We start from the raw sequence: 26,149 nt of genomic DNA, 5'->3' as shown, positions 1-26,149 counted from the left end.
GAACCGCAGTCTTTCTCGTAAATCTCGTCCAGGATGTGAACATCCTGCGGCCGCTCATATACATGGCCTCGCGCAGCTTCAGCCTGGATGTCTTGATCCTCGTTTCCACGAAGTTCACCGGCCGTGACATCTTCGGGATCTGGCAAAGGGAGTTGGCGCAAACCCAGTCCGAAACGAGTGCGCGCGTTGAGTATTTCAACTCCGACTGGGAGGCCTACCGGCATTTGAGCGGTGAGGGGCTCATTTTCGCAGCAAGTGAATCGTACCTCCACAACCATGTGACGACGCATTCCGTCTTTCGTTACGCCCCCCCATCGTATCTTAAGGTAACATTGCAGCACGGTTTCGAATGTGTCGGCTTCCGTCATAGTGCTGATCACGTTCGGGCTCACGGTGCGACGGCCTCTTTCGGCGCAGATATCGTCTGTGCTTGGCAACCGTCAGAACACCTCGTCTCCATGTCGGCTTCTCAGCGGAGCAAGCTGCTGGTGACAGGTCCGACCTCAGTGCTTCAGTTGCATTCAGCCGAAGTCGCGCGCGATCCAAGGCGCATGGGGATCGTCTGCGAAAACCTCCACTCGGTGCGCCTGAACGGTGCCGGCGACTTCAAGGGGGAGTTCGTCGACGCATTCGCCGAATTTTGCAGTGCGCTCGAAGAGGAAGGTCGTGAAGTCGCTTTGCGTCCGCATCCCGGTGGCCAATACGTTCTCAAGAACAAGGTCCCGCTGCCGCGAAATGCACGCATCGAGAATGCCCCGATGTACCGGGTGAATCTTCGTCAATTCGGCTACGGAATTTCGGCTCCATCGTCCGTACTGATCGATATGCTTCTTGCGGAAATCCCGACCGCCGTCTGGAGAGATCAGGGCGGTGGCATGGACGCTGGGAATTACGACGGTCTGTCCGCTGTCTCGACTCCTGCGGAGTGGGCCGAGTTTAGCAAGGCGGCGATTGAGGACCCTGAGCCCTTCGTCGAACTTCAGCAACGCTTCCTCGATCGGCAGGAAATGCCTCTTGATCCGCAAGACGTCTTTCAGCGCTATGCAAAATTATTCGAGACAGCCCGCCGGGTTGAGATCAGGCCCACGGCTTTTCTTCCAGAGCGCGAACGGGTTCTGTTCGTTGCCAACGGCAATGTTCCGACCCTTCAGCTGAGCTTTACGAAGCCGCTTGCTCCCATGGTCGCGCGGGGCGAGCTTGCAAGCAAGCTGGTGACAGAGCAGGAGCTTGGTCAGCTCCGCACGGATACCGATGCTCGGTCGCCGGAGATCGCCGACCTTCTCGATAGCTACAATCCTTCAATAATCATCTTCTGCCGCTACAGCGGTCCTGGATATGAGACCATCGTCGATTGGGCGCGAAAGAATGACTTGCCAATCGTCTATCACGTCGATGACGACCTCTTGGCAATTCCGCCCAACATTGGGCAACGGAAGTTCGAACATCACAACGCCCCCGAACGGATCGCCTCCGTCCGTTACCTCCTGACCGCTGCCAACCTGGTCTATGCATCAACTGAGAAATTGAAGCACAGGTTTCTTGAATATTTCCCGGACCTGCAAGTGGTGTCGGGCAGGATCTATTGCTCGGGATCTGTCCTGCGCACGCCGGCTCGTGGAAGTGCCCGAAAGGTCGGCTACATGGCTAGTGCAGACCACGCCCATAACCTCGAGATGATCTTGCCGGCGATCGAGCAACTCCTCGACCACAACCCGCTAGTGGAGTTCGAGCTATTTGGCTCAATCCCCGTTCCGCTGTCGCTCGAGCGATTTGGCAGCCGCGTTGTCACGGCACCGCCGGTGGCAAATTATTCGAAATTCCTCGAAGAATTTGCGGCACGTCATTGGGATGTCGGAATTTGTCCGCTTGTCCCGATCGACTTCAATCTGATGAAGGCGAACACGAAATGGGTCGAGTACACCGCGAGCGGGGCTGCGGTCGTGGCGAGCCGCGGAACGGTCTATGACGAGTGCTGCGCGGATGGCTGCGGAATTCTGGCGGCCACTACCGACGAATGGTTCGCGGCACTGGACCGACTGGTCAATGACGAAAACGAGCGCCTGGGAATGGTCCAGCGGGCCCAGAACCGGCTTGAGCAAGAGTACAGCGTTGGGCGCTTGCGCGAACAGGTGCTCGGGGTCATGAGGCTCGCCAAGGAGGCAATTGGGCCTCAAGCTCTTGAGCTCAAAGAGGAAAACGAAGTTTGTCAGACAGCGTAGTTCTTAAGGATGGCATCACGTTCGCCAATGATCGGCCGTTCGTCCTGATTGGAGGGATGAACGTCATCGAAAGCGAAGATCTGGTGATGGAAGTGGCGAGCAAGTTCGTCGAAATCACGGGCGACCTGGGGATTCCATATGTCTTCAAGGCCTCGTTCGATAAGGCCAACCGCTCGTCGATCGAATCCTTCCGGGGGCCCGGACTTGAGAAAGGTCTGTCTGTTCTCGCGGAGGTGAAACGCCGCTTCGACGTCCCTGTGCTAACGGACGTGCACGAACCTCATCAGGCGGCCGCAGCCGCCGAAGTGGCTGACATCCTTCAGCTGCCGGCGTTTCTGGCCCGACAGACCGACCTCGTCGTTGCCATTGCCCGCACAGGCGCGGTCATCAACGTGAAGAAACCGCAATTTCTGGCTCCGCAGGAGATGAAGCACATCATCAACAAGTGCCGGGAAGCGGGGAACGACCGGGTCGTCCTTTGCGAACGGGGTACTAGCTTTGGCTACAACAACCTCGTGGTCGACATGCTCGGCATGGACGACATGAAGCCGCTGGCTCCGGTTGTTTTCGATGCTACGCATGCGCTGCAACGCCCCGGGGGGCGATCCGACAGCGCGGGCGGAAGGCGCGCCCAAGCAACGGAGTTGGCCCGTGCGGGCATGGCGCTTGGAATCGCCGGCCTTTTCGTCGAAGCGCATCCGGATCCCGATAGGGCGCTTTGCGACGGCCCTTGCGCCTTGCCGCTTACTGCGCTCTCTGACTATTTGGGGCAGATGCTGGCGGTCGATCGGCTGGTAAAGTCATTCCCGACGCTGGTCACTCAATGAAAGCGCGTCGAGCGGAGTCTTCGTTGAGAAAGCCTAGAATTCTCCTGTTCGGCGATAGCCACAGCTACGCCGTTCAACGCGCCATCGAGAAGCGCGAAGGGAAGGGGAAGCCTGCGCCTCTCAAGGCCCACCGCCTGTCGAAGATCAAGAACGGCAAGATGCAAGGGGATACCAGCCTCGAAGAGTTCATCGAGATTGTGCGCCCACTCCGACAGCATGACATCGTGATCTCGATGATCGGGGGTAACCAACACGCCGTGTTCAGCACGATCCAGCACGCCAACCCCTTCGATTTTCTTGAGCCTGGTAAGGAGGCGAAGCTTCAGGACGGCGCGGAACTGATCCCATACCGGATGCTGGAGACTGCATTCGAGAAGGGCATCCGCAACGGAGATGGAAAGTCGATTGAAGCCTTGCGGAAGGCGACTTCGGCTCGCATGATCCATGTCCTTCCGCCCCCTCCGAAGTCCGACAACGAATTCATCCAGCAATTTCACGAATCCTTCTTTGCGAAAGAGGGGATCGCGAACCAGGGTGTTTCCTCACCCGCGCTGCGCTTGAAATTCTGGACTCTGCAGACGCGAGTTCTCGAGATGCTTTGCGATGATCTTGGCGTCGAATTGATGATGCCACCCGCAAAGGCCGTTGACCGGCGGGGATTCCTCGCTCGCGATTTCTACGCCAACGACGCGACCCACGCCAACCACTTCTATGGAGAGCTTCTGCTGCGCGAGATTGAGACTCGATTCACCGAAGACAAGACGCGAGGCGAGGCATGAGTCAGCATCCTTATAAGGCACTGCATGACAAGGCGTTCTGGAAACGCACAGTCGCAGGCCCCGCACCCGAAGATGTCGACCCGGTCGGAGTCTTCGAGCTTCGGATCACTGCAGAGACCAAGGTGGCAACCGCCGGAAGTTGTTTCGCGCAGCACATCGCGAGGCACCTCAGGAATTCCGGCTACAATTATTACGTCGCAGAAGCGGGTCATCCGATCCTGCCGGCCTCGGTCAGGGATCGAAACAATTATGGTCTCTTCTCTGCCCGGTACGGCAACATCTACACTGCACGTCAGCTTCTCCAGCTATTTTGGAGAGCGTTTGATCGCTTTTCGCCGGTGGAAGGCCAATGGAAAGAGTCGGAGGACGTCTTCCTGGACCCGTTCAGGCCGACGACGCAGCCCGGCGGATACGTGTCCGCAGAAGAGCTGGCCGCCGATCGGCGGCAACATCTGACCGCAGTTCGAAGGATGTTCGAGACCCTCGACGTCTTCGTGTTCACTCTTGGGCTCACAGAATGCTGGCGCTCCAAGGAAGATGGCGCCGTTTTTCCTCTATGCCCCGGAGTTGAGGGCGGCACTTTCGATCCGGGACGTTACGAATTCTACAATCAGCCGGTTGAGGATGTGATCGCGGATCTGACCGCGTTTCGTCAGGCACTTTCCGAAGTGAACCCGGAAGCGGAAATCGTTTTCACTGTTTCACCCGTTCCGCTCGTGGCAACGGCTCAGCCGGACGAGAACGTCCTGTCTGCGACGACATATTCGAAGTCGGTCTTGCGCGTGGCGGCCGAAACAGTCCGTCGGCGCTTCGCCAACGTTCACTATTTCCCCTCGTACGAAATCATTACTGGGGCGTTCAATCGCGGCACCTACTTTGCCCCTGATCTACGGAACGTCGTCGAGGACGGCGTGTCTCACGTAATGAGGCTGTTCATGCAGCATGCTACCGACGCCTCATCGGTGCCGCCAGCCTCAGCGATCCCGCGGGGAGCGAACGACGATGAGCATCTCGAAGTTGCTACCCGCATTGTCGAAGTTGAATGCGACGAGGTTGCGCTCGACAAGCGCTGAGAAAAGAGAATGCAGACGATCCTGATTACTGGGGGCGCCGGCTTCATCGGCCGCCATCTCTCGAGGGCAGCACTCGCCGCGAACTGCAAGGTCGTTGTCTTCGATAACCTGTCACCGCAGATTCACGGGGAAGACCCTTCGTTCGAAGCCCCTGCCGGCGCCATCTTCATTCGTGGCGACATAACCGCGCGGACAGAACTCGAAGCCGCTCTTGATGGAATCGATACGGTGGTCCACCTCGCAGCGGAGACCGGCACCGGCCAGTCGATGTACGAGATTGATCGATATTACCGAGTCAATGTTCAGGGCACTGCTCTGCTGTTCGACATCCTTGCCAACCGGCCGCACTCCGTCGCGAACGTCGTGCTGGCATCAAGCCGTTCGGTATATGGTGAGGGCGCCTATCTTTGTCGGACGTGCGCTCCCGAAGGAGTCCGGCGCTTTCCACCGACGCGCGGACCAGAGCAACTGAAGGCGCACCGATGGACGGCGCCCTGTCCGGTTTGCGGCGGTCGACTTGAACCGACAGCAACCCGAGAAGACGACGCATTGGCGCCGGCATCGATCTATGCCGCGACGAAGTTGGCGCAGGAGGACCTGGTTCGCGTCGCCTGCACGGCCCTCGGGATCGGCCATTCGATTCTGAGATTCCAGAATGTGTTCGGAGAGGGTCAGTCGCTTTCGAACCCCTACACCGGAATCCTCTCCATCTTCTCCACGCGGATCCGTCTCGGCTTGCCCTTGCCGATTTTCGAGGATGGCGAGGAATCCCGCGATTTCGTCCACGTTGAGGATGTGGTTGCGGCAGTTTTGCGCTGCGCCGAGCGGCCGCTCCAGGACGGCGTGACGCTCAACGTCGGACGCGGCGAAGCCGCCTCGATCATGCACGTTGCCCAGCTTCTCTGCCGTATTATGGGCTCGAACACAGAACCACACGTCACCGGCGAATATCGGTTGGGGGATATTCGGCATAATTTCGCGAATATCGAGCAATTGGAGAACATTACTGGGTTGCGGCCGGCGATCTCGCTCGAAGAGGGGATGAGACGGTTTTGCAACTGGGTCGATACTCAGCCGATCCCGGCCGACCTGCTTGAAAAGGCCAATGCGGAACTGCGAGCCCGGAAGCTAATGGCATGACGAACCGCATCATGCGTGCTCTCGGCTTTTCGCGTCCTCCTCGGCACGTCGCCGATGAAAAGCGGCCCGATGAGAACTGCATCCGGACCAAGTGGCTTGAATTGGAATATGCCGACGTTCCGCACCAGGGCCGGGTAATGCGGTTCGCCACGACGGGTTCATCAAGCAAGAAGAGGCTGAGATCCCTTTTCTCGAAAGAGCCGATCACGCTGGCCTGGATCGATACGTTCGAAGACGGCCAGACACTTTACGATATTGGCGCCAATGTCGGAATGTACACTGTCTACGCGGCCGTCATGCGGAACGCGAAGGTCTATGCGTTCGAGCCCGAGGCGCTCAACTATGCCGAGCTCAACAAGAACATCTACCTGAACGACCTCCAGGAACGTGTCCTTGCCTACTGCCTCGCGCTAAGCGACGTCGACAAGGTCGATAGGCTCCTGCTGAGCGACTTCGGTCTCGGCATCTCCTATCACGACTTCCAGGAGAACAGCTGGACCGAGGACAAGGAGTTTTCGGCGGACTGGAAAGTGAGCAAGGACAGCCGCAGGCAGCAGGGCTGTGTCGGACAGAAGCTTGATACATTGGTGGCGGGAGGCCTTTCGCCACCTGACCACATCAAGATCGACGTTGACGGGCTCGAGCATCGCGTAGTCAATGGAATGCTCCGAACGCTGGATCATTCCTCCCTCAAGACTGTGCTTATCGAGATCAATTTCGATAACCCCAAAAACCTCGAAATTGTTGACCAGCTAACCAGGCTCGGCTGGCGCTATTCGTGGGAGCAGTTGCGCACTCACCGGCACGTCAAGCTCAGTGTCGAGAAGATCAAGCAATACCAACAGCGTGGCGTCGGCGGTCTGAACTACATTTTCTTCAGAGACGATTTCTACGCCGACTATTTCATGGAGCTGTTCGAGCGCTACACGCCCGGCCAACCACTCGAATCCCAAGTCGCGATGAGTCATTGCCGGGGCAAATGACTGCGATGCAGTGGCCGGACGTGGTTGAACTACGTGATGTAGCGATGACGCCTTTGGCCGCAGGCAATAGCAAGACGCGTATGGCGATGGCGGCAGATCCCCCTTCGGCACTGCTTGGTCATCATCGCTATGGACGGACTGAAAGCGTCGTCAAAATACAACCGCTCGTACGCGCCGAAACCGACTTTCAGATCGTCGACGAGCCGATAATCTATGGCGGATTATTGTTTCGCCACTTCGGGCACGCGATCTCCGAAAGCATCCATCGGCTTTGGCCGCGCTTCGCGGTACCCGAGCTGGCGGGCGCAAAGTTCGCGTTCTTCCCGATCAACCACACCAAAGTCATGCCTTACGTAATCGAGGCACTGAACCTTCACGGGATTTCGGGGCGGCAGGTTCTTCGGGTGGAGCAACCGACGTTGTTTCGCCGGCTTTTCGTCGGACCTCAGGCGAGACAGATGGCCGGTCCAACAATCATTCCAGGCTACCAGCAGATGCTCGACGGGTCGCTTGACCGTCGGGCCGGTCCTGCCGGGGGCGGCCGACGCATCTACGTATCGAGAATGCACCATCACCATACCGGGTCATTCTATGGGGAAAGTTTCATCGAGGCCGCGCTGGAGGAGGAAGGCTTCGAAATCATCTACCCGGAGCGTTTTTCTCTCACCGAATTGATAAAGATCCTTCGTTCCAGCAGCATTGCCGTGTTCGCGGAGGGAAGCGCCATCCATGCGCTGGAACTGTGTGGATCGGCCGTGCCGGCGGTTTTCGTAATTGGGCGGCGGTCGGACTCGATCTCCCGTTTCACGCCTTTGCTCTCGAACATTTGCCGGAAGTGGACCGTGTCGGATCGACTGTTGTTGAACGCGGGAATGTCAACCGATCGGAAGAAGCACTCAGGCCTGATCGATCTGGTAGCCGTGTTCGAGGATCTTCAAAGCTTCGCCGAATTGACCACACCAGGGAACATCCGCGCGTCAGCACTTGCGGCGATCCGGACGGATCTCGAGAGGCACATCGGGGATCCCAGGAACGACACGAATGCCGATGATCGCGCTGGAAGTCTCAGGCGCGTCGTCGAAACAGCAATTTCGACCTTATCGCACTGATGCCGTCAGATCAGCGGCGTGCCGCCTCGATCCTTTTCAGGATCTGGCTCAGCGGGGCGCATTGGAAGCTGTCCTTCTCAAGAAAGATATCCTTGTATGCCTTCTCTCCGACCTGCGTGAGGGTGCGATCCGGAACGCTCCTGCGTGGCTCTCTCCACATCACGAGCTGCCCGTGATTGTTGTTGACCGTGCAATAACTGAACTGCTGACAGAAGGTCTCTACGAAGAAGACTAGTCGATAGACGTCTCCCATCCAGGCGCCGGTGGTATCGCCCGAAGCCTGGCGGATGAGTCTGGTTTCACGGCGGTTGGGAAGCGAAGCGACATACGAGCAGGGGAAAACATCATCGATGATGATGACGCCGCAATCCTTGAGGAAGGAAGTTGCGTTTACGAGATCGCGGATTGTCTGCTCAGCGGTATGGAGCCCATCGAGGTAGATGACATCGAAGGCCGTATCGCGCGACGCGATATTGCCGAAGTAGTCGTCGCTGGTTGTCTCGTGAAAGCTGGTTCCCGGAACTTCCTGCCTGACCGCTTCGAAGTCGAACAGGAATTTGGGATCGACCGCAACCTTCGTTCCCGCCTTGAGCGCGTTGAAGGTCATGCCCTTGTTCACCCCAATCTCAAGGTAATCGGGGGCGTCGAACAGGTCGAGGATCGCCTGAACAATGCGGTTACGTGAGATCGGGTCGTGCGGCGTGAGGCTTGGAAAGACGTCGCTCGCGGGCTCAACAGGAACTTCGGCCGGCGCCAGATTCACGTTCAATCTCCTTGGTTTAGGCTCCAAATCCCTTAGCCAATCATAGTGGAACTGCAACGGTTCAAATCGTCATCGTTCAGACAATTTACCACCTTCTATTGAAGAGGGCCTCGGCGTTTCCTATCGCCCGGTCCAACGCCAAAATCCCTTGGAGAATCAATCTGTGAGCCTGTGGCAAGATTTCCTAATCAATGACGACAAGGTCATTCACAAATGGGCACACTATTTTCCCATTTATGAGCGCCATTTCTCGCCGTGGCGCGATCGGTCGCTCGTTTTCTGGGAAGTCGGGGTCTACGGTGGCGGATCCCTACAGATGTGGCAGCGCTATTTCGGTCCGAATGCCCTCATCGTCGGCCTCGACATCAACAGTGACTGTCTGGCGCACGAAGCGCCCGGGATAAAGGTGCGCATCGGCAACCAGGCCGACCCCGTATTCCTCGCTTCGGTCATCGACGAATTCGGCGCGCCGGATGTCGTACTGGACGACGCCAGCCACCACATGAAGCCGACCTGGGACATGTTTGAGTTCCTTTACCCCAAGGTCCCGAAGAACGGCGTTTACATGGTGGAAGACATGCACACGAGCTACTGGCCGCACTGGGGCGGCGGGCTCCACGTCGAGGACTCGTTCATCAACAAGTGCAAAGGCCTGATCGACGAACTGAACGCCGATCACACCAAAGGCGAACTGGAATCCACCGAGTTCACCCGAACGACGGGAAGCATCTCATTCTACGACAGTATTGTCGTGTTCGAGAAAGCTAATGTCTGGTGGAAGGATCACTTCCGGACCGGAGCCGACACTCGCAAGTGAGGTTAACCGGCGCGTGATGCGAGGCTTTGCGATCCCTGCATTTCCAGGTGGACGCGTTCGACCGATGCATTGAAGCGGTTTTCGGGGTCGGCCATCGATGCGGCCCTGACGAACCACATGTAGACCATGGCTCGCTCGCCATAGACGATTTGGTGCGAAAGCAGCCGGGACTCTCCGAGCCATACCTCGCCGGGATCGAAAGCGATCCGGTGGCGTGGCTGATTGTCCATCCACGTGGCCTGCGTCCCGCCAAAGACCTTTCCGGTGACATAATCGATCAGCAGGTTGGGGTCCTTGCCGGCAAAACGGCCGAGATTGTGCTCAAGATAGAACTTGCGCACCCAGTCAGGAAACCTGTGGCTGAGGTTCCAGATACGGGGCCGACTATCGAGGTTCGCGAATATCCTGGCTTGATGAAAATCGTCGTCGATCGAGTGATTGTCCCAGTGTAGATTTTCGAAAAGGGTCCGCGTCAAGCGAAGGCTCGGAATCAGTCGGAAGGGTTCATACGACGGGAAGCATGTCTCGAATGTGCGTAGGGCTTGGTCATGGGCCGACTTCAAAGCGGCAGAGACGCGATCGAACGTTCGTGGCTCTCCGCGGCACAAGCAGTCGAAAATGGCTTGACGGAAGGAGTCGGCGAAGGTCAGCTTTTTCCACGATTTCCGCGGTGGTTCGCCTTCGAAGAAACTGGTGGAGACCAGCTTCTTCAGCCGCCTGCGCATCTCCAGATCGCTGACGGCGTCGGTCGATGTCTCAAGTTGCGAAAGTGCATCGAAATCGAAATCGAGCCGGTAATCCTTGAGTATCACCAGACGACCCTCTTCAAAAAGGTCAGCGATGCCTCCGCGAGACCGCACCTCGTCCAGCGTGATTTCGACGATGTAGTCTTCGACTTCGGGGTGACGCTCGATGACGGCCATGTTCTTAACCGGGTTGCCCGTAGCTATTGCATCGCGGCAACCATTTGCTCCTTCGTCGCGAAGCCCTCGCCAAGCGAAGCCTTGTAGCGGAAATAGACTTCCTCAAAGTCCTTATGCTCTTCGACGGTGCCGTCGCGGAAGAGCAGGAAGCGATCGCAATTGCCTTTCAGATAGCGATGGCTGTGCGAAACAATCAGCATCGCCTTGTCCTTGCGCTTCTCGAACAGTTCGACACGACACCGTTCCCGGAAACGCTCATCTCCGACAGCCATGACTTCATCGATGAGATAGCAATCGAAATCGATTGTCATCGAGATGGCGAATGCCAGACGAGCCCGCATACCGGATGAGTAGGTCGCGACCGGTTCGTTGAGGTAGATGCCGAGATCCGAGAATTCTCGCACGAATTGGAAGCGAGGCTCGAAATCCACGCCGTAGATGCGACATACGAACCGGACGTTGTCCGCTCCGGTTAGAGTGCCATGGAAGCCGCCCGTAAAAGCAAGCGGCCACGACACAGACATGTTGCGCTCGATCGTGCCCAGCGTGGGTGGCTCCGCGCCACTGATCAGACGGATCAGGGTGGACTTGCCAGCGCCGTTCCTGCCGAGAATCCCGACCCTTTCGCCCGGATTGATCGTCAGGTCGATGTTGGAAAGGACCCGACGCCAGCCTGCCTTCGTCGGATAGTCCTTTGAAACGTTGGTCAGCTTAATCATTCTTCGCTCGTGTCGAGTTGCGCCTGACGGGCGAGACTTAGACCAGCAAAGGTAAGGACGGCATTCACGGCCGCAACGTAGCCGACATCGTAATGGGCGGTCATCAGGGAACCGAACCAGCCTTCCCGCAGGTACTCGAGAGCATTGAACATTGGCAGGTACAGCGCAATTTCCCGCGCGTTCTGTGGAAGCGCGTCGGCAATGTAGGCGACACCCGACAGTGGCATCAGGAAATAGGACATGGGTGGCCAGAGCTTAGCCACGAGATCGAACTTCTCCGAAAGGCCTCCTATGGTCAGGGCAAGTCCGGCGCCAAACCAGCCAAGCAGGACCCAGCCCGCGAGCACCTGGAGTGGATCTTCGGGAGCCGGGAGCCATTCCATCGAATAGAATACGATCCCGAGAACGACGAAACTGGTCGACGTCGCCATGAATTCAAGCAGGATACGCGCGGTGTAGATGTCGATGACCGTCACCTGCCGGTGAAACAACAACGACATGTTCGATTTGAGCGCCCCGACGCACCGCCCCGGCATGTTCCGCCACATCAACAGCGAAGAATAGCCCGTCAAAGCGAAGGCGACGATCGGGATGCTCGAACTGTGGACTGAACGGAACGCCGACCACACGATCGTGATCGCCAGTGTGAACAGCATCGGCTCTATGAACAGCCAAAGGAAGCCGATGTTGTTCCGTCCGTACCGCGTTAGCAGTTCGCGCAGGAGCAAGGCTCCAACGACGCGCCGGTTCACCGTCCACGAGCTGTCTCTTAGGAGGGCGCCGGTAGATACGTTGGACTTGTTACTGGGCATGCTCTTTGACGCCAGCGAGAAGCATTCGAAGAATGCCGAAAGCAACCAGACCTAATACGAGGGTAGTCAGGATGCCCCTCAAGCGGCGCGGTTCAATGGGATCGTCAGGCAGGTTCGGCTGCACGATTCGTTCCACATAGGCCTGTTTCCGCTGAGCTTCGTTTCGAGCTTCTTCAAGCGATCCGAGGGAGGCGGCAAGTTGCTTGGCCGCGAACTGATCTTCCAGGGTTAGCCGCTGAAATTCCACGGTGGTGGCGGCGAGCGATCGCCGATTGCCGGCAACCTTTCCCAGTTCCCTGTCGATTTCAGCTTGGATCGTGCCAATTTGCGTGCCGACCACGGGGATTCGAGGGTTGTCCGGTGTATATTGCTGAAGCTGGGCTAGTTCAGTTTTGGCGGCGATTAGGTTGTCTTGAAGTTTTGAGACCATCTGCATCTGGACCGACGCCTGCTTCTCAGGATCGACGATACCCGAACGATTTCGATAAGCAGCCAGGGCAACCGCGGCAGCCTGGGCTTTGGCTTTCGCGCTGTCGACCTCGGTCTGGGCATAGCGGATGAGGTCCTGGCGTCCGCGTTGGTTGAGCCGGTTGACGGTTGCTTCCGACATCTCCAGCAATTCCTGATTGAACCGGTGCGCGTCCTCGGCCGTATAGGCCCGAACGGTCAAAGTGCTGATCGAGGTTGCGGAATCGTTCTGGAGTCTGATCTTCTTCTGAAAATACTTGTAAAGATCTTCGAAGGAGCCCGAGAAGCCGAGCGGGTCGAAGCGATCCGCGAGTGAAATCTGCGGACGCGAATAAGCGAGCTTGAACGCACCGTTCCGATTGATCGCGCGAAGCGCATCGCGCGATGTTGCGTACGACTGGGCAGCATAGAGCTCATCGCCTGCATTGGCGAAACCGGCACTCTTCAAGATCACACCGATTCCCGACGCTGCCGGCTTGTCCGGGCTTCGAACGACGAATTTCGATTCCGACACGTAAACGTCCGACGCCACGAGACCGTAATAGACGACGGCAACGATTGTCGGAATGACAACCGTTGCGAAGAAGAGCCAATTGCTGATCCTAAGCTTCTTGGATGCCGAGGCTAGCACTTGCTTCAGCCCAGCTCGTCTTCCGCCGGTACCTTCATCTTGACGTCCAAATGATTGAAATTCCTGAAACATCGCTGCGCCTTCTGGCTCTCTTGAGCGTAGCGCAGCCTTTCGATACGCCACCCTTAACACCCGTTGAATGCCATGTCTCTATAGGCGGCAGGGTCTTGGACTGTACATAACCAAATGCGGAAACTGCGGAGCCATTCACCATTGAGCAATGCGGCTAACCCTTTTAGAGAGCGCCACATTCTGCATTTTGGAGGGTTGATGGAGTATCTCCATCCGCGCGGCATTGCTGGCGGTCGTTCAGGGTTCGTTGTTGCCAGTGCGTTGCTTTTGGCCTTGGGCGCCTGCACGTCGCTAGGCTCTGCAGGGCCGAGCGCCAGTTCGATCAAGGGCGCGAACGGCGACCAGGTTGGCGCTGCCGATATCAAGGTCGTCGACGTAACGGACAATGTCGCTCGTCAGGTTTTAGCAAGTTCGAGGTCCACGCTCTTTTCCGAAGCCCTCGGGGATGTGCCACCGGCGGGAACGATCGTCGGCCCCGGCGACGTCCTCGAGGTCACGGTGTGGGAAGCTCCCCCGGCAGTGCTATTCGGAAGCAGCGCGAATTTCGGTTCGGAAAGCAGTTCTTCAGTGTTGGCCGCAGCAACAGGTGTTGGCCAGCGGACACCGATGCCAGAGATGATGGTCGACCGAGACGGGATGATCCATTTTCCGTTTGCTGGCGCAATCAGAGCTTCCGGGCGGACTCCGCACGACATCGAGCGTGAAATCGAAAACCGCCTTGCGCGGAAGGCTCACGACCCTCAGGTCGCGGTCCGCCTGGTGACTAACGCTAGCGCAAACGTAACCGTCGTTGGCGAAGTAGCGAAAAATGCTCGGGTGCCGCTGACTCCGCGAGGCGAACGTCTCCTCGATATTGTAGCCAGTGCGGGTGGCGTGAAGCAGCCGGTTGGCAAGATGACCATTCGAATCACGCGCGGCGATCGGGTCGTCTCGCTTCCTCTCGAGACGATCATTCACGACCCTGCGCAAAATGTGCGGCTGCAGTCTGACGACGTGGTTACAGCGCTTTACCAGCCCTTCAGTTTTACTTCCTTGGGCGCGACAGGAAAAAGCTCCGAAGTTGAGTTTGAAGCGACGGGCATCACGCTTTCTCAGGCGCTCGGGAGGGCCGGCGGCCTTAGGGATGACCGCGCCGACATCCGCGGTGTATTCATCTTCAGACTGGAAGATCCTGCCGCGCTAGATCCCGGTGTTGCCGCAACGGCGCGACGGACTCCCGACGGGCTCATTCCCGTGATTTACCGCGTTAATCTCAGTGATCCCAAGAGCTTCTTCGTCGCTCAAACATTCCCGATCAGGAATAAGGATGTTCTTTACGTCAGCACTGCTCCACTCAGTGACTTTCAGAGATTCGTGAGCATTGTCTCGTCGCTGGCATTCACCGCGTTGGGTCTTGGCCAGGCTATCCCTTGAGAAAGCGCCCTGTCGAGCAGGCTCCGATACTGCTCGATGTCACCCGGATGGTTTGGCGCACTTGGCGAGGGAGGCATCCGACCGGAATCGACCGTGTCTGTCTGGCCTACGTTGATCATTTCAAGGGCCGATCACTCGCCGTTCTTCAGTGGAAGGGTCGACACCGTGTACTGTCTGCCATCTGGTCAAGAAGGTTGTTTGAACTTCTTCTTTCCGGGCGATCGGTCGGGAAAGGAGCACTCTTTCGTACGCTCGCTGCAGCCATGCTCGTTGGTCAGCGCCCCCCTCCGAAACGGGGTCTGCGATATCTTAATGTCGGCCATACCGGACTGAATGACCGAGCGATTGCGGGCTGGCTAAAGCGCAACGACATTCGCGCATTCTACTTTATCCACGACCTCATCCCGATTGCGCATCCGGAACTCTGCAGACCCGGAGAGGGGGAGAAGCATCGTGAGCGGATGATCAACGCCCTCGAAAGCGCGACCGGAATTATCGGCAATTCGCAAATTACCATCGACGAACTTGCGGAATTCGCCGCGCTTCGATCGATTCCGATGCCCGCGAATGTCGTTGCCTGGATTTGCGGATATGGCTCCGGTCGGCCGGTGGCAGGCAAGGTGCTCGACCGACCCTACTTCGTTACGGTCGGAACGATCGAGGCACGCAAGGATCATCTTAAGCTCCTTCGCGTCTGGCAGCGACTCGTGAGGACGATGGGCCAAGAGGCGCCCATCCTCGTCATCGTTGGTCAACCCGGATGGGAGGCTGACGAAGCTATTGCGATCCTTGGGAATCTTGGGGATCTCAAGGCCAAGGTCCTGCACTTCGAGGACTGCGGCGATGAGGAGCTTGCGGCATGGATCGCAGGGGCCTGCGCCCTTTTGATGCCGTCGGTCGCTGAGGGCTTCGGGCTACCGATTGTTGAGGCGCTGAACTACGGCACACCGACCATCGCCTCGGAACTTCCAGTATATCGCGAAGTCGTCAACGATATCCCAACTTACCTTCCGCCGGGTGACGAGGTCGCATGGGAATTGACCATTTCGTCATTCGCGGAAGGCGGCCCCGAACGCGAGCGCCAGTTACGTCGGCTAGCGGATTACCGATCGCCATCCTGGGAAAGCCACTTTGCAATCGTGGACGGCTGGCTTGCAGGCTTTTGAGGCCGGTCGGCAATCTCTCTAGAATGTTCAGAACAATGGTTGAAACGAGAGATTGGAACGCTATTCCGGGCTCGCTCGGATCCAATTGAGATCATTCAAGGACAGTTGATGGAATTTCGTACCTTCGACATCGAGGGACCACTGGAAGTCGTCCCGCGCAAGATCGAAGACGACCGGGGCTACTTTTCGGAAATCTTCCGGTTGGGGTCCTTTGTCGAATGTGTCGGTCCCGTCGAATTCGTCCAGGACAACCAATCCCTGAGCGTGCGGCGAGGCACCCTTCGAGGCATCCATTTCCAGTCACATCCGATGGCTCAGGGAAAGCTCGTCCGCTGCCTCGCCGGGTCGGTTCTCGATGTCGCCGTCGACCTGCGAGGTGACTCTCCGACTTACGGACGCTGGGTCTCGACGACCCTCACGCCAGAGGAGAACAACCAGCTCTGGATCCCCGTTGGCTTCGGGCATGCCTTCTGCACGCTCCAGCCGAATTCTGTGATCGGGTATCGCGTAACCAATTATTACAGCCCCGAGAACGATAAGGGCGTGGCGTGGGACGATCCCGAGATCGCCGTTGAGTGGCCCGATCTGGTTGACCCGTCGACATTGTCGGCGAAGGACCAAACGCAGCCACGCCTGGCGGATCTGCCGGAGTACTTTTCGATGGAAGGCAAGTGATGCGCGTAATCGTGACCGGGGGTGCGGGCTTTATCGGCTCCGCTCTTGTTCGACATCTGGTCCTGGAGAGGGGTTATGACGTCCTGAACGTCGATGCCCTGACTTATGCCGGCAATCGAGCATCGCTGAATTCGGTCGAGGACAAGCCCAACTACCGCTTCCTGCAGGCGAACATTTGCGATCGCGGCGCCATGGAGAAAGCGTTCCAGGATTTTCGCCCGAATCGCATCATGCACCTTGCGGCCGAAAGCCACGTCGACCGCTCGATTACCGGCGCTGCGGATTTCATCGAAACGAATGTCATCGGAACCTTCACCTTGCTGGAGGTGGCGCGCGGCTATTGGTCGAAGCTTCCGGACGCGGAAAAAGATGCCTTCCGCTTTCTTCATGTATCCACTGACGAAGTTTACGGTTCGCTTGGCGAGGACGGGCTGTTCAGGGAAGACACGCCCTACGACCCCAGCTCTCCCTATTCGGCGTCCAAGGCGTCCTCTGATCATCTCGCGAAGGCGTGGCAGCGGACCTACGGCTTGCCGATCGTAGTATCGAATTGCTCGAACAATTACGGGCCCTTTCACTTTCCAGAGAAGCTCATTCCACTGACGATCCTCAATGCGCTCGCGGGTGAGCGCCTGCCGGTTTACGGGAAGGGCAATAATGTCCGTGACTGGCTCTACGTCGAGGACCACGCACGGGCGCTCGATACGATCGCGGAACGAGGGCGGATCGGCGAGACCTACAACGTCGGCGGTCGCAACGAGCGTCGGAACATCGAAGTGGTCCGGCGGATTTGCGAAGTCCTCGATCGGCTCGCCCCGGCGAACCGCCCACGTGAGGAATTGATCGAATTCGTGACGGATCGGCCCGGCCATGATGCGCGCTACGCCATTGACGCGACCAAGCTGGAGGACGAACTCGGCTGGCGGGCTCAAGAGGATTTCGATAGCGGGATCGAGAAAACCGTGGCTTGGTATCTCGACAACGAATGGTGGTGGCAGCCGCTTCGGGAACGCTATGCGGGTCAGCGGCTCGGCCTGCTGAAGGCTGCGAGAGCCTGAGGGGCAAGTCGTGCGCATCGTAGTAACTGGCGGGCCTGAGGGCCAGGTCCTCGAGTCCTTGCTGGAATTCGGGCCAAAGGCGGGACACGAGATCGTGGCGCTTGGTCAGCCCCAACTGGACTTGTCCAGTGATCCGAACTCGATCGTGGCGGCGGTCAGGGCGTCCCGGCCGGATGCCATCGTCTCCGCCGCCGCCTACACGGCGGTCGATAAGGCCGAGAGTGAGAGAGATCTCGCCTTCGCGATCAATGCCGAGGGCCCTCGCGCGATTGCTATGGCGGCGCGGGACCTCAGTGTCCCTCTGGTCCAGATTTCCACGGATTATGTCTTCGACGGCTCCAAGAATGAGCCGTACGTCGAGCAGGATCCTACGGGCCCGGCCAGCGTCTATGGCGCGTCGAAACGCGCCGGCGAGGAGGCAGTCCTCGCGACGCATGACAATTCGGCGATCCTGCGAACCGCGTGGGTTTACAGCCCGTTCAGTGCCAATTTCGTGAAGACGATGCTGCGCCTGGCAGGCGATCGCGACGAGGTTGGAGTGGTCGCCGATCAGCGCGGAAATCCAACCAGCGCGCTCGACATCGCGGAGGCAATCGTTTCTGTCCTGGAAAACCTCCAAGCATCGAATGACCCGGAGCTGAGAGGCGTGTTTCACATGACCGCGTCCGGCGAAGGAAGCTGGGCCGATTTCGCGGATGCGATCTTCCAATCGTCGGGTTCACGGGGCGGGCCGACCGCTGTCGTACGGAGGATCGAAACTCGTGATTATCCGACCCCGGCCAAGCGCCCCGCGAACTCGCGATTGGACAGCTCCAAGCTTGCGCGGCTGCATGGTGTACGACTGCCCGATTGGCGGCAGTCCACCGACGAGGTCGTCGAGCGTCTTCTCAAGTCTCTAAAGGTTACAGCGTAATGAAGGGCATCATCCTGGCCGGCGGCAGTGGTACGCGCCTTTTCCCAATGACCCTTGCGGTCTCGAAGCAGCTGATGCCGGTCTACGACAAGCCGCTTATTTATTATCCGCTGACCACCTTGATGCTCGCGGGGATCCGCGAGGTTCTGGTCATCACAACTCCGCACGATTCGGCCGCGTTCCGACATTTGCTGGGAGATGGTTCGCAGTGGGGCATGCAGATTTCCTACGCCGTGCAGCCGGAGCCCAAAGGCTTGGCGCAGGCGTTCACGATCGGCGCCGACTTCGTGGCAGGAGGTCCTTCTTGCCTCGTCCTCGGCGACAACATCTTCTTCGGCCATGGTTTTTCGGACACGCTGCAGGAAGCCCGCAGCAGAATGGATGGTGCAACCGTCTTTGCTTATCAGGTTGCCGATCCGGAACGTTATGGCGTGGTCGAGTTCGATGACGCGATGCGGGCACTCAGCATCGAGGAGAAGCCGTCACAGCCGAAGTCACATTGGGCGGTGACCGGCCTCTATTTCTACGACGAGAAGATCGTCGATATCGCTGCTGACATTCAGCCTTCGGCGCGTGGCGAGCTCGAGATCACCGACGTGAACCGCGTTTACCTCGAACGTGGGGAGCTCTCCGTGGAGGTGATGGGCAGGGGCTATGCCTGGCTGGACACCGGAACACCGGACAGTCTTCTCGAGGCCGCAGAATTCGTGGCTACGCTGGAGCGCCGGCAGGGCATGAAGATCGCATGTCCGGAAGAGATCGCATGGCGGACCGGTTTTATTGACGATGAAGGGCTGAACCGGGCCATCACCCGTCTCGGCAAGGGCGAATATGCAGCCTATTTACGAGGCTTGACGCGTTAAGGACGGAATATGCGAGCGAGCACACTCGCACGGTTGTCCGTCCAACGAAAAGCGGCTGTAATTAACCATTGCTATGAACATCGGTGAGTCCGAGCCTTTTCTGCGGGTGCCGCCTTTCCCCGGCGCCAATGTTGCGTCAATTCGCGGACCGGGTTCGGTCGCTGGTGACCGAAGGGTCCCTTCAGTTGAAACGGCGCTTGGCGAGATCGCCAAGCTTCGAGTGGGCGGTGAGTACTGGGCGAAACAGCCCGAGCTCCCTTGCGAGCCATTCACCCTTGTCAGAACTCTCATGCCGGTTGAGGCATTCCCGACGCTGGAGGCTGCGGAGCCAGTCTTGTTCTGGACCGATCAGCCTTCGGCAAACGTGCCCTCGGTTGGCAAGGAGGTCGGCCGCCTATGGGGCGCCTGCGATCCTTGGTACGTGCTGGACAATGCCCGGCGGATCATCGTGGACGGAGACGACGAGCTCGTCCTGATCGCCGCAATAAACGGCATTCCCGTAGCCTGTGTCGCCCCCGGTCGCTATTCTTCAGTCACGTCTCGTGAAGCGGCTGCTGCGTATCTCTCCGATCAGACCTACGTGAATCCGTACTCCGGCGCGCCAATGAACGTGATGGAGGCCGCAGCTCTCTGTGGTTTTTGGCGCAAGCTGATCGACAGCAACCGCGAGATTACGTCAGCGTTCGGATTTGCCTTCTGGAAGCAGCCGACCGTCGCACCCTTGCTGTGGGCTGGGGAGGACCCGGTTCCCTTCAAGACCGCGCTTTCGAGCGCAGACTCGGACGGCGAGATCGCTGTCTGGAAGTCGCGGACGCCGACTGACGTCCTCGCGAGAATCGAGCGGGAGGCGGACGCCGTCCTGGAGGTTGAGGACGGGTTCATTCGCTCCGTCGGCCTCGGCTCCGACTGCGTTCCTCCGCTGTCGATCGTTGTCGATCGTCTCGGTGTTCATTTCGATCCCGCCAAGCCGAGTGAACTGGAGAATCTACTCCAGAATGGAGCTTTTGATTCCGGGACGCTGCAACGGGCGCGCGATCTTCGAGAGCTGATCGTTGAAGTCGGTGTCAGCAAATATGGCTCCGGCTCGGCCAAGCTGGAGGCTCGGGAACCAAACAGACATTACGTGCTTGTTCCCGGTCAGGTCGAAGATGATCGCGCTGTCTTGTGCGGTGCGCAGGCTGTCGCGGGCAATCTCGACCTGCTCAGGCGGGTACGGGAGCAGCGCCCGGATGCGTGCATCATTTACAAGCCACATCCCGACGTGGAGGCCGGACATCGGATCGGAGCGGTTGAAGATCGCGAGGCTCTCGCTCTGGCGGACGAAATCGTCCGAGATCAGCCGATTTCCGCGCTGATCGATTACGTGGACGAGCTTCACGTCAACACTTCGCTTGCGGGCTTCGAGGCCCTATTGCGGAAGAAGCCGGTCACCGCGCACGGGGTGCCATTCTACGCAGGTTGGGGCCTGACGACCGATCTGGGCCCGGTGCCGGCGCGGCGCAGTGCGAAACGCTCTTTGGATGAGCTCGTAGCCGCCGTCCTCCTGACTTATCCTCGCTATCTGGACCCGGTGACTGGTTTACCCTGTCCGCCGGAAATCCTCATCCGCAGGATTGCCGAGGGCGCGGCCGGGCGGCAAAGTCACGGAGTTGTTAAGTTGCGTAGGCTGCAGGGTCGCTGGAAGAAGCGGCTGGCGGGAATCAAGGCGTAGAGTAAATGGCACAGCGTTCCTTTGTTTTTCTGCAGGGGCCTCCGGGACCGTTCTTCCAATTGCTCGGCGCCGAAATGGCAAAGCAGGGCGCTGAGGTTCACCGGATCAATCTCAGCGGCGGCGATGCGCTCGATTGGCCGGAAGGCGCGGTCAATTTTCGTGGTCGTTTCTCCGAATGGCCGGTGTTCTTCGACGACTTCCTGCGTCGAAATGGGATTACCGACCTGCTGCTCTACGGCGATTGCCGGCCGTATCACCTGGCCGCGCACGGCGTTGCTGCCCTCCGAGACGTCCGCACGCATGTCCTCGAGGAGGGCTATCTTCGACCGCACTGGATGACGCTTGAGCGCGAGGGCGTAAACGCTCGTTCGCCGCTGTCCCGCGACAAGAGCTGGTTCTTCCGCGAAGCGGCTACCTTGCCACCGGAGCCCGATTTGCCGCCGGTTACCGCCAGCTTCAAGCGGCGGGCGAGGGACTCGTACTGGTATTACCATCATGTTCTGCAACGGCGCTTTTCCTTTCCGCACTACCGGTCGCACAGAAGCACTCCGATCCTGAAGGAGGGATTCGGCTGGCTTTGGAAATTCTGGCGCGAGAAGCGGGCATCGCGGCACGCGACGCAGGTGCTTGGTGAACTCGAGGGGCAACCGAAATTCCTACTCCCCCTACAGCTATCAGGGGATTTCCAAATTCGAGCGCACTCGCCGTTCCCGGACATGCAGAGCGCTGCCAGCTATGTCGTCGAGAGCTTCGCGGCCAATGCGCCGGAGGACGTTCATCTCCTCTTGAAAGCCCATCCGCTCGATTGCAGCTTCTACAATTGGTCACGATTTGTCGGGGAGCACGGCCGCCGGCTCGGACTCGAAAATCGGCTGCACTTCGTTGACGGCGGTGACCTGGAGAAGATGGCACGCCAGTCGCGAGGATTGGTTTGCGTCAACAGCACGTCGGCCACGCTTGCGCTCTCTAATGACGTGCCCGTTTGCACTGTGGGCGAAGCGATCTACGACTTGCCTGGCCTGACGCATCAGGAGCATCTCGACACCTTCTGGTCTCGTCCGACCACGCCCGAGCCCGGGCTGTATGAGGCCTTCCGGCGTGTTCTGGTCGACCGCTGCCTGGTCAGGGGAGGACTAGCGAGCGAGTCCGCCGTGGATACGCTGATCCAGTCCATGGTGGAACGACTCCTTGTCGGGGCGGAGCAGCCGTCTTCGGCGACTGTCACGCAGCTTCGCGCACCGCAGACCGAGGAGCAGGCGGCCGGTAGGCGAACGAATATCGCTGCAGTTTCAAACCGGACGGGTCGCTAACCGATCACGCGGTTGCGGCGCGGTGCAAGCGATCGTTGATTGCGGCACCGAGGCCGTCGGCAGGGATGGGGGCAACCGCAATCCGCGCTTGTTCCGAGTCATCGGCGAGGTGAAGAAGGTCGAAAAGGCGCGCTGCGGCTTCGACAAGGTCGCCGGATTCACTGAGGTTCGCGTCACCGGCCACCTGACCGAAGCCGATCAGGAATTCGTCGCTTAGCGGCTCACTAGCATTAAGGCGCAGTGGCTTCGACGGGGCGTAATGGCTCGCGAGCTGCCCAGGGGCTTCGATCTTGTCGCTGTGCCCTTCGACGGCTTGAGCGACTTCGATTGGACCGCGTCGGAGAAGTCTAAGAGGACCGCCGGTCGCGGCGATGATGGTCGATTCAAGGCCGCGCTCGGTCGGTCCGGCATCGACGATCAGCGGGATTCGACCGCCGAGGCTCTTCAAGACATGTTCGGCGCGGGTTGGGCTGATGCTCCCGCTGGCGTTGGCGGATGGCGCGGCCAGCGGGCGCCCAACCTCCTGCAGCAAAGCTTGCATTGCCGGATGGGCCGGGACCCGCAGAGCGATCGTCGGAAGGCCTGCTGTAACCAGTGAAGCGATCGGCGAGGTCAATCGAAGCGGCACGACGAGGGTCAGGGGGCCGGGCCAATATTGCTTGGCAAGGTCCACAGCCTCGGTCGAGAATTCTCCGATCTCCGTTGCCGAAGCCAGGTCAGGCACGTGGACGATTAACGGATTGAAGCCCGGACGTCCCTTCGCCTCATAGATTCGAGCAACCGCTCCGGCATTGGTCGCATCCGCCGCCAGGCCGTAGACCGTCTCCGTCGCGACCGCGACCGGCAGCCCATTACGAATAAGATCCGCCGCTTCGGCGATCGCGTCCGTACTATACGGCAGGATCCGGGTGGCATCTGGCATGGCGCCGCCGCTATAGACGCGGGCAGCCGCCATCAAGTGGAGCAAACATGAGCTTCGCAAGCCCAGTCAGTGACCAACGCCTTGTCCTTGATCATGTCGTGCGCATCGCCGAACTCGCGAAATCCAATCGCTTTGCCGAAGCGACGCCGGACATGGTCGATGCGGTGCTTCAAGGTGCCGCCGAATTCGCGGAGGGTGAGCTTGCGCCACTCAACACGGTGGGCGACCGCGAGGGATCGCGCTGGGTCGATGGTGCCGTGACGACGCCGCCAGGTTGGCGGGAAGCCTATGCGAGGTTTGTCGAAGGCGGATGGATGGGCCTCTCCGGACCCGTCGAGGCCGGCGGGCAGGGCCTTCCGAACAGCCTCTCGGCGGCGATGATGGAGGATTTCAACGCGGCCAACGTGGCCTTTGCGCTGTGCCCGATGCTTGGCCTTGGTGCCGTGGAGGCGATCGACGCGCATGGCTCGGACGACCTGAAACGCGAATATCTGTCCAAGATCGTCAGCGGTGAGTGGACTGCGACGATGAACCTGACCGAGCCTCAGGCCGGAAGCGACGTGGGTGCGCTCAAGTCGAAAGCCGTTCCCGCAGGGGACGGCAGCTGGAAAGTCAGCGGGACCAAGATCTTCATCACCTACGGGGAGCACGATCTCACCGACAACATCGTTCACATGGTGCTCGCCCGCACGCCCGGCGCTCCGGACGGCACGAAGGGGGTTTCCCTGTTCCTCGTTCCGAAGGTGCTTCCGGACGGCACTCCAAACGATCTCGGTTGCGTGTCCATCGAGCACAAGATGGGCATCCACGCGTCGCCGACGTGCGTGATGGCCTACGGGGAAGAGGGCGGCGCAACCGGCTGGCTGATCGGCCCTGAGCTGGGCGGCATGTCCGCAATGTTCACGATGATGAACAATGCCCGCCTGAATGTCGGCCTGCAGGGCGTCGGGCTCGCCGAGCGCGCGACCCAGCGCGCGGTCGCCTATGCGCTAGATCGCAAGCAGGGCGTGAGAGCGGGCCTGCCGGTGCGGATCGCCGATCATCCGGACGTCCGGCGGATGCTCGTCCGTATGCGCGCTCTGACCATCGCCGCACGCTCGCTAGCCTATTACGCTTTCGGCCAACTCGACCGCGCGAACGTCGGCGACGGCGAGGCCGGGTTGCGCGCTGACGTCCTGACGCCGTTGGTCAAAGGTTGGTGCACGGACGTCGGCTGCGAGGTGGCCAGCCTCGGCATCCAGGTCCACGGTGGCATGGGGTTCATCGAGGAAACCGGGGCCGCGCAGCATCTTCGGGATGCTCGTATCGCCCCGATCTACGAGGGTACGAACGGGATTCAGGCAGCAGACTTCGTCCAGCGAAAGATAGGCCTGGACGGCGGCGCGGCGTTCGACGGGCTGATCGCGGATATTCGGGCCGACGCGCAGCACAAGGAACTCATCCTGCTGACGGATGAGCTGGAAGTGCTGGTGGCGAGCGCGCGCAACGCCTCGCCGGATGACCGCCTAACGGCCAGCTACCCGCTGATGACCATGGCAGCTGTCCTGACAGCGGGCTGGCTGGTGGAGCGACTGGGACGAGCGATCAATGCCGGCGAAGGTGGTGGAGGCAATGCCGGCCGGCGCGCTGCGATCGAATATTTTCTGTCGGTGATCGTGCCGGAAGCGGTTGGTCTCGGCGCCGGTGCGGAAGCTACGGCCGAGATGATCTACCAAGCTCCCGCGGAGGAGCTGGCCTAGGCGCTCTGCCGTTCGGCGAGGTCGGCCGGATCGATGCCGAGGCGGGCCATGCGCTCGCGGATCGCCGGCCATTCCTGTTCGATGAAGCGCTTGCGCTCCCCGTCCCGCAGACGCGCGCGTGCGCCCGGCGCGACGAACAGGCCGACGCCGCGCCGAACAGTGACCAATCCTTCATCCTGGAAGCCCTGATACGCCTTGGCGACGGTCAGCGGGTTCGCCTGCTGCTCCGCTGCCAAAGCACGAACCGAGGGAAGGGGGTCGCCGTCACGAAACTGTCCGGAAAGGATTGCGTCGGCAATTGTCTCGCGGAGGCGGACGTAGACCGGTTTCTCGTGACTCGTGCGAAGCGTCATGCTGTTCTAATACAGCACGTCGGATGTCTGGTCAATCTGCGGGCGACGCCCATTTCCGAACGACATGGCCCGGATCGGGACGCGGACGTTCCTCAAGCTCCCGTCCGGGGGTTCCCAGAAAGATGAAGCCGACGATGCGTTCGCCCGGGCCCGCGAAGGCGGCGTTGACGGTCGGCGAATAGGCCCGCCAGCCCGTGATCCACCCCCCGACATATCCCGCAGCGTGAGCGGCCGTGAGCAGGTTCATTGCCGCCGCCCCGGCCGAAAGCTCCTGCTCCCAGACCGGAATCTTGTGGTTCTGCACCGGCGATGAGACGAGAACGATCAACGCTTCACCTTGATGCGCGAATTCCTCTTCCTTCTCGTGATGTGCGTTTCCTGCCTGCGCATCCTCGGCATCGAGAGCCTTATGCAGAAGATTTGCGAGGGCGTTCCGCTGGTCCTTTCCGACGACGACGAAGCGCCAGGGCGCCAGCTTGCCGTGGTCAGGAACCCGCATCGCGATCTCGAGGATCTGCCGCAGCTCATCGTCTGAAGGACCGGGCCCAACCATTTCGCGCGGGCGGCCGGAACGGCGGGTCTTGAGCAAGGATAAGGTCGAGGAAAGGTCGTTAAGCATCGAGCCGTTCATCTAGGGAGGCCGGACGCCCGCAACAATCCGCTTCACAAGGAAGAATTGCCCGTTAGGGTC

General features: G+C 59.5%; 25 protein-coding genes. 17 read left to right on the top strand and 8 right to left on the bottom strand.

Annotated features, from left to right (window positions below; genetic code table 11):
• The first annotated feature begins 35 nt into the window (after positions 1-35).
• From ABD928_RS02015 to ABD928_RS01985, 7 genes are read left to right on the top strand one after another with little or no spacing between them, the layout of a single operon-like run.
• On the top strand, positions 36-2,219 hold the full coding sequence (locus ABD928_RS02015) for a glycosyltransferase family protein (RefSeq protein ID WP_345165573.1): 2,184 nt from the start codon (positions 36-38) through the stop codon (positions 2,217-2,219).
• Complete coding sequence (gene kdsA, locus ABD928_RS02010; protein ID WP_345165570.1) at positions 2,204-3,046, top strand: 3-deoxy-8-phosphooctulonate synthase; 843 nt, start codon at positions 2,204-2,206, stop codon at positions 3,044-3,046. Before ABD928_RS02015 ends, kdsA begins: the two co-directional genes overlap by 16 nt.
• A gap of 23 nt (positions 3,047-3,069) precedes the next feature.
• A complete protein-coding gene (locus tag ABD928_RS02005; RefSeq protein WP_345165567.1) occupies positions 3,070-3,825 on the top strand; it encodes a hypothetical protein in 756 nt (251 codons plus the stop codon).
• Positions 3,822-4,898, top strand: a complete 1,077-nt coding sequence (locus ABD928_RS02000; protein ID WP_345165565.1) for a GSCFA domain-containing protein — start codon at positions 3,822-3,824, stop codon at positions 4,896-4,898. The genes ABD928_RS02005 and ABD928_RS02000 overlap by 4 nt, the downstream gene beginning before the upstream one ends.
• Positions 4,899-4,907: 9 nt before the next feature.
• A complete protein-coding gene (locus tag ABD928_RS01995) occupies positions 4,908-6,038 on the top strand; it encodes an NAD-dependent epimerase/dehydratase family protein (protein ID WP_345165562.1) in 1,131 nt (376 codons plus the stop codon).
• Positions 6,035-7,021: an FkbM family methyltransferase gene (locus ABD928_RS01990; protein WP_187714233.1), complete on the top strand. Its 987-nt coding sequence runs from the start codon at positions 6,035-6,037 to the stop codon at positions 7,019-7,021. The genes ABD928_RS01995 and ABD928_RS01990 overlap by 4 nt, the downstream gene beginning before the upstream one ends.
• Positions 7,022-7,041: 20 nt before the next feature.
• Complete coding sequence (locus tag ABD928_RS01985; RefSeq protein ID WP_345165559.1) at positions 7,042-8,130, top strand: glycosyltransferase 61 family protein; 1,089 nt, start codon at positions 7,042-7,044, stop codon at positions 8,128-8,130.
• A 10-nt stretch (positions 8,131-8,140) separates the two neighbouring features.
• Here ABD928_RS01985 and ABD928_RS01980 read toward each other — a convergent pair whose 3' ends face one another.
• On the bottom strand, positions 8,141-8,893 hold the full coding sequence (locus ABD928_RS01980) for a class I SAM-dependent methyltransferase (protein ID WP_345165557.1): 753 nt from the start codon (positions 8,891-8,893) through the stop codon (positions 8,141-8,143).
• Positions 8,894-9,056: 163 nt separating this feature from the next.
• Between ABD928_RS01980 and ABD928_RS01975 the strand changes: the two genes are divergently transcribed.
• Positions 9,057-9,710, top strand: a complete 654-nt coding sequence (locus ABD928_RS01975) for a class I SAM-dependent methyltransferase (RefSeq protein WP_187714229.1) — start codon at positions 9,057-9,059, stop codon at positions 9,708-9,710.
• A 2-nt stretch (positions 9,711-9,712) separates the two neighbouring features.
• On the opposite strand, the gene ABD928_RS01970 is transcribed toward ABD928_RS01975, so the two are convergent.
• From ABD928_RS01970 to ABD928_RS01955, 4 genes are read right to left on the bottom strand one after another with little or no spacing between them, the layout of a single operon-like run.
• On the bottom strand, positions 9,713-10,633 hold the full coding sequence (locus tag ABD928_RS01970) for a hypothetical protein (protein ID WP_187714228.1): 921 nt from the start codon (positions 10,631-10,633) through the stop codon (positions 9,713-9,715).
• 23 nt (positions 10,634-10,656) lie between these two features.
• The gene (locus ABD928_RS01965; protein WP_187714227.1) at positions 10,657-11,352 is read right to left on the bottom strand and encodes an ABC transporter ATP-binding protein; all 696 of its coding nucleotides are present in this window, start codon (positions 11,350-11,352) and stop codon (positions 10,657-10,659) included.
• Positions 11,349-12,164 carry an ABC transporter permease gene (locus ABD928_RS01960; RefSeq protein WP_187714226.1) on the bottom strand — a complete coding sequence of 272 codons (816 nt, stop codon included), beginning with the start codon at positions 12,162-12,164 and terminating at the stop codon, positions 11,349-11,351. The genes ABD928_RS01965 and ABD928_RS01960 overlap by 4 nt, the downstream gene beginning before the upstream one ends.
• Entirely contained in the window at positions 12,154-13,263 is a 1,110-nt protein-coding gene (locus tag ABD928_RS01955; RefSeq protein ID WP_187714225.1) for a KpsE/RkpR family capsule polysaccharide export protein, read from the bottom strand. Before ABD928_RS01955 ends, ABD928_RS01960 begins: the two co-directional genes overlap by 11 nt.
• Before the next feature lie 186 nt (positions 13,264-13,449).
• On the opposite strand from ABD928_RS01955, the gene ABD928_RS01950 reads away from it, so the two are divergent.
• The 8 genes from ABD928_RS01950 (at position 13,450) to ABD928_RS01915 (ending at position 22,444) form a co-directional block, all read left to right on the top strand.
• The gene (locus tag ABD928_RS01950) at positions 13,450-14,748 is read left to right on the top strand and encodes a polysaccharide biosynthesis/export family protein (RefSeq protein WP_345165551.1); all 1,299 of its coding nucleotides are present in this window, start codon (positions 13,450-13,452) and stop codon (positions 14,746-14,748) included.
• A 263-nt stretch (positions 14,749-15,011) separates the two neighbouring features.
• The gene (locus ABD928_RS01945) at positions 15,012-15,914 is read left to right on the top strand and encodes a glycosyltransferase family 4 protein (protein ID WP_345165548.1); all 903 of its coding nucleotides are present in this window, start codon (positions 15,012-15,014) and stop codon (positions 15,912-15,914) included.
• Between the two features lie 108 nt (positions 15,915-16,022).
• Positions 16,023-16,589, top strand: coding sequence for a dTDP-4-dehydrorhamnose 3,5-epimerase (gene rfbC, locus ABD928_RS01940; protein ID WP_187714224.1), 567 nt, complete (start codon positions 16,023-16,025; stop codon positions 16,587-16,589).
• Entirely contained in the window at positions 16,589-17,647 is a 1,059-nt protein-coding gene (gene rfbB, locus ABD928_RS01935; RefSeq protein WP_345170128.1) for a dTDP-glucose 4,6-dehydratase, read from the top strand. The genes rfbC and rfbB overlap by 1 nt, the downstream gene beginning before the upstream one ends.
• Before the next feature lie 10 nt (positions 17,648-17,657).
• Positions 17,658-18,560 carry a dTDP-4-dehydrorhamnose reductase gene (rfbD, locus tag ABD928_RS01930; RefSeq protein ID WP_187714223.1) on the top strand — a complete coding sequence of 301 codons (903 nt, stop codon included), beginning with the start codon at positions 17,658-17,660 and terminating at the stop codon, positions 18,558-18,560.
• Positions 18,560-19,423: a glucose-1-phosphate thymidylyltransferase RfbA gene (gene rfbA, locus ABD928_RS01925; RefSeq protein ID WP_187714222.1), complete on the top strand. Its 864-nt coding sequence runs from the start codon at positions 18,560-18,562 to the stop codon at positions 19,421-19,423. Before rfbD ends, rfbA begins: the two co-directional genes overlap by 1 nt.
• A gap of 289 nt (positions 19,424-19,712) precedes the next feature.
• Complete coding sequence (locus ABD928_RS01920; protein ID WP_187714221.1) at positions 19,713-21,134, top strand: capsular polysaccharide export protein, LipB/KpsS family; 1,422 nt, start codon at positions 19,713-19,715, stop codon at positions 21,132-21,134.
• A 5-nt stretch (positions 21,135-21,139) separates the two neighbouring features.
• Complete coding sequence (locus tag ABD928_RS01915; protein WP_345165543.1) at positions 21,140-22,444, top strand: capsule biosynthesis protein; 1,305 nt, start codon at positions 21,140-21,142, stop codon at positions 22,442-22,444.
• A 4-nt stretch (positions 22,445-22,448) separates the two neighbouring features.
• On the opposite strand, the gene ABD928_RS01910 is transcribed toward ABD928_RS01915, so the two are convergent.
• Positions 22,449-23,366 (bottom strand): L-threonylcarbamoyladenylate synthase, encoded by a 918-nt coding sequence (locus tag ABD928_RS01910; RefSeq protein ID WP_187714220.1) that lies wholly within the window; start codon positions 23,364-23,366, stop codon positions 22,449-22,451.
• 47 nt (positions 23,367-23,413) lie between these two features.
• On the opposite strand from ABD928_RS01910, the gene ABD928_RS01905 reads away from it, so the two are divergent.
• Entirely contained in the window at positions 23,414-25,105 is a 1,692-nt protein-coding gene (locus ABD928_RS01905) for an acyl-CoA dehydrogenase family protein (protein ID WP_187714219.1), read from the top strand.
• Here the strand turns inward: ABD928_RS01905 and ABD928_RS01900 are convergent.
• Positions 25,102-25,458 carry a GntR family transcriptional regulator gene (locus ABD928_RS01900; protein ID WP_345165536.1) on the bottom strand — a complete coding sequence of 119 codons (357 nt, stop codon included), beginning with the start codon at positions 25,456-25,458 and terminating at the stop codon, positions 25,102-25,104. The genes ABD928_RS01905 and ABD928_RS01900 overlap by 4 nt on opposite strands.
• 31 nt (positions 25,459-25,489) lie before the next feature.
• Positions 25,490-26,077 carry a nitroreductase family protein gene (locus tag ABD928_RS01895; RefSeq protein WP_345165533.1) on the bottom strand — a complete coding sequence of 196 codons (588 nt, stop codon included), beginning with the start codon at positions 26,075-26,077 and terminating at the stop codon, positions 25,490-25,492.
• Positions 26,078-26,149 lie beyond the last annotated feature (72 nt).

The organism is Sphingomonas daechungensis, assembly GCF_039543105.1.
In the GTDB taxonomy this organism is placed as follows: Bacteria; Pseudomonadota; Alphaproteobacteria; order Sphingomonadales; family Sphingomonadaceae; genus Sphingomicrobium; species Sphingomicrobium daechungense.
Note: the sequence above shows the minus strand (reverse complement) of the source record. Positions and strands in the feature narration are given on the sequence as shown.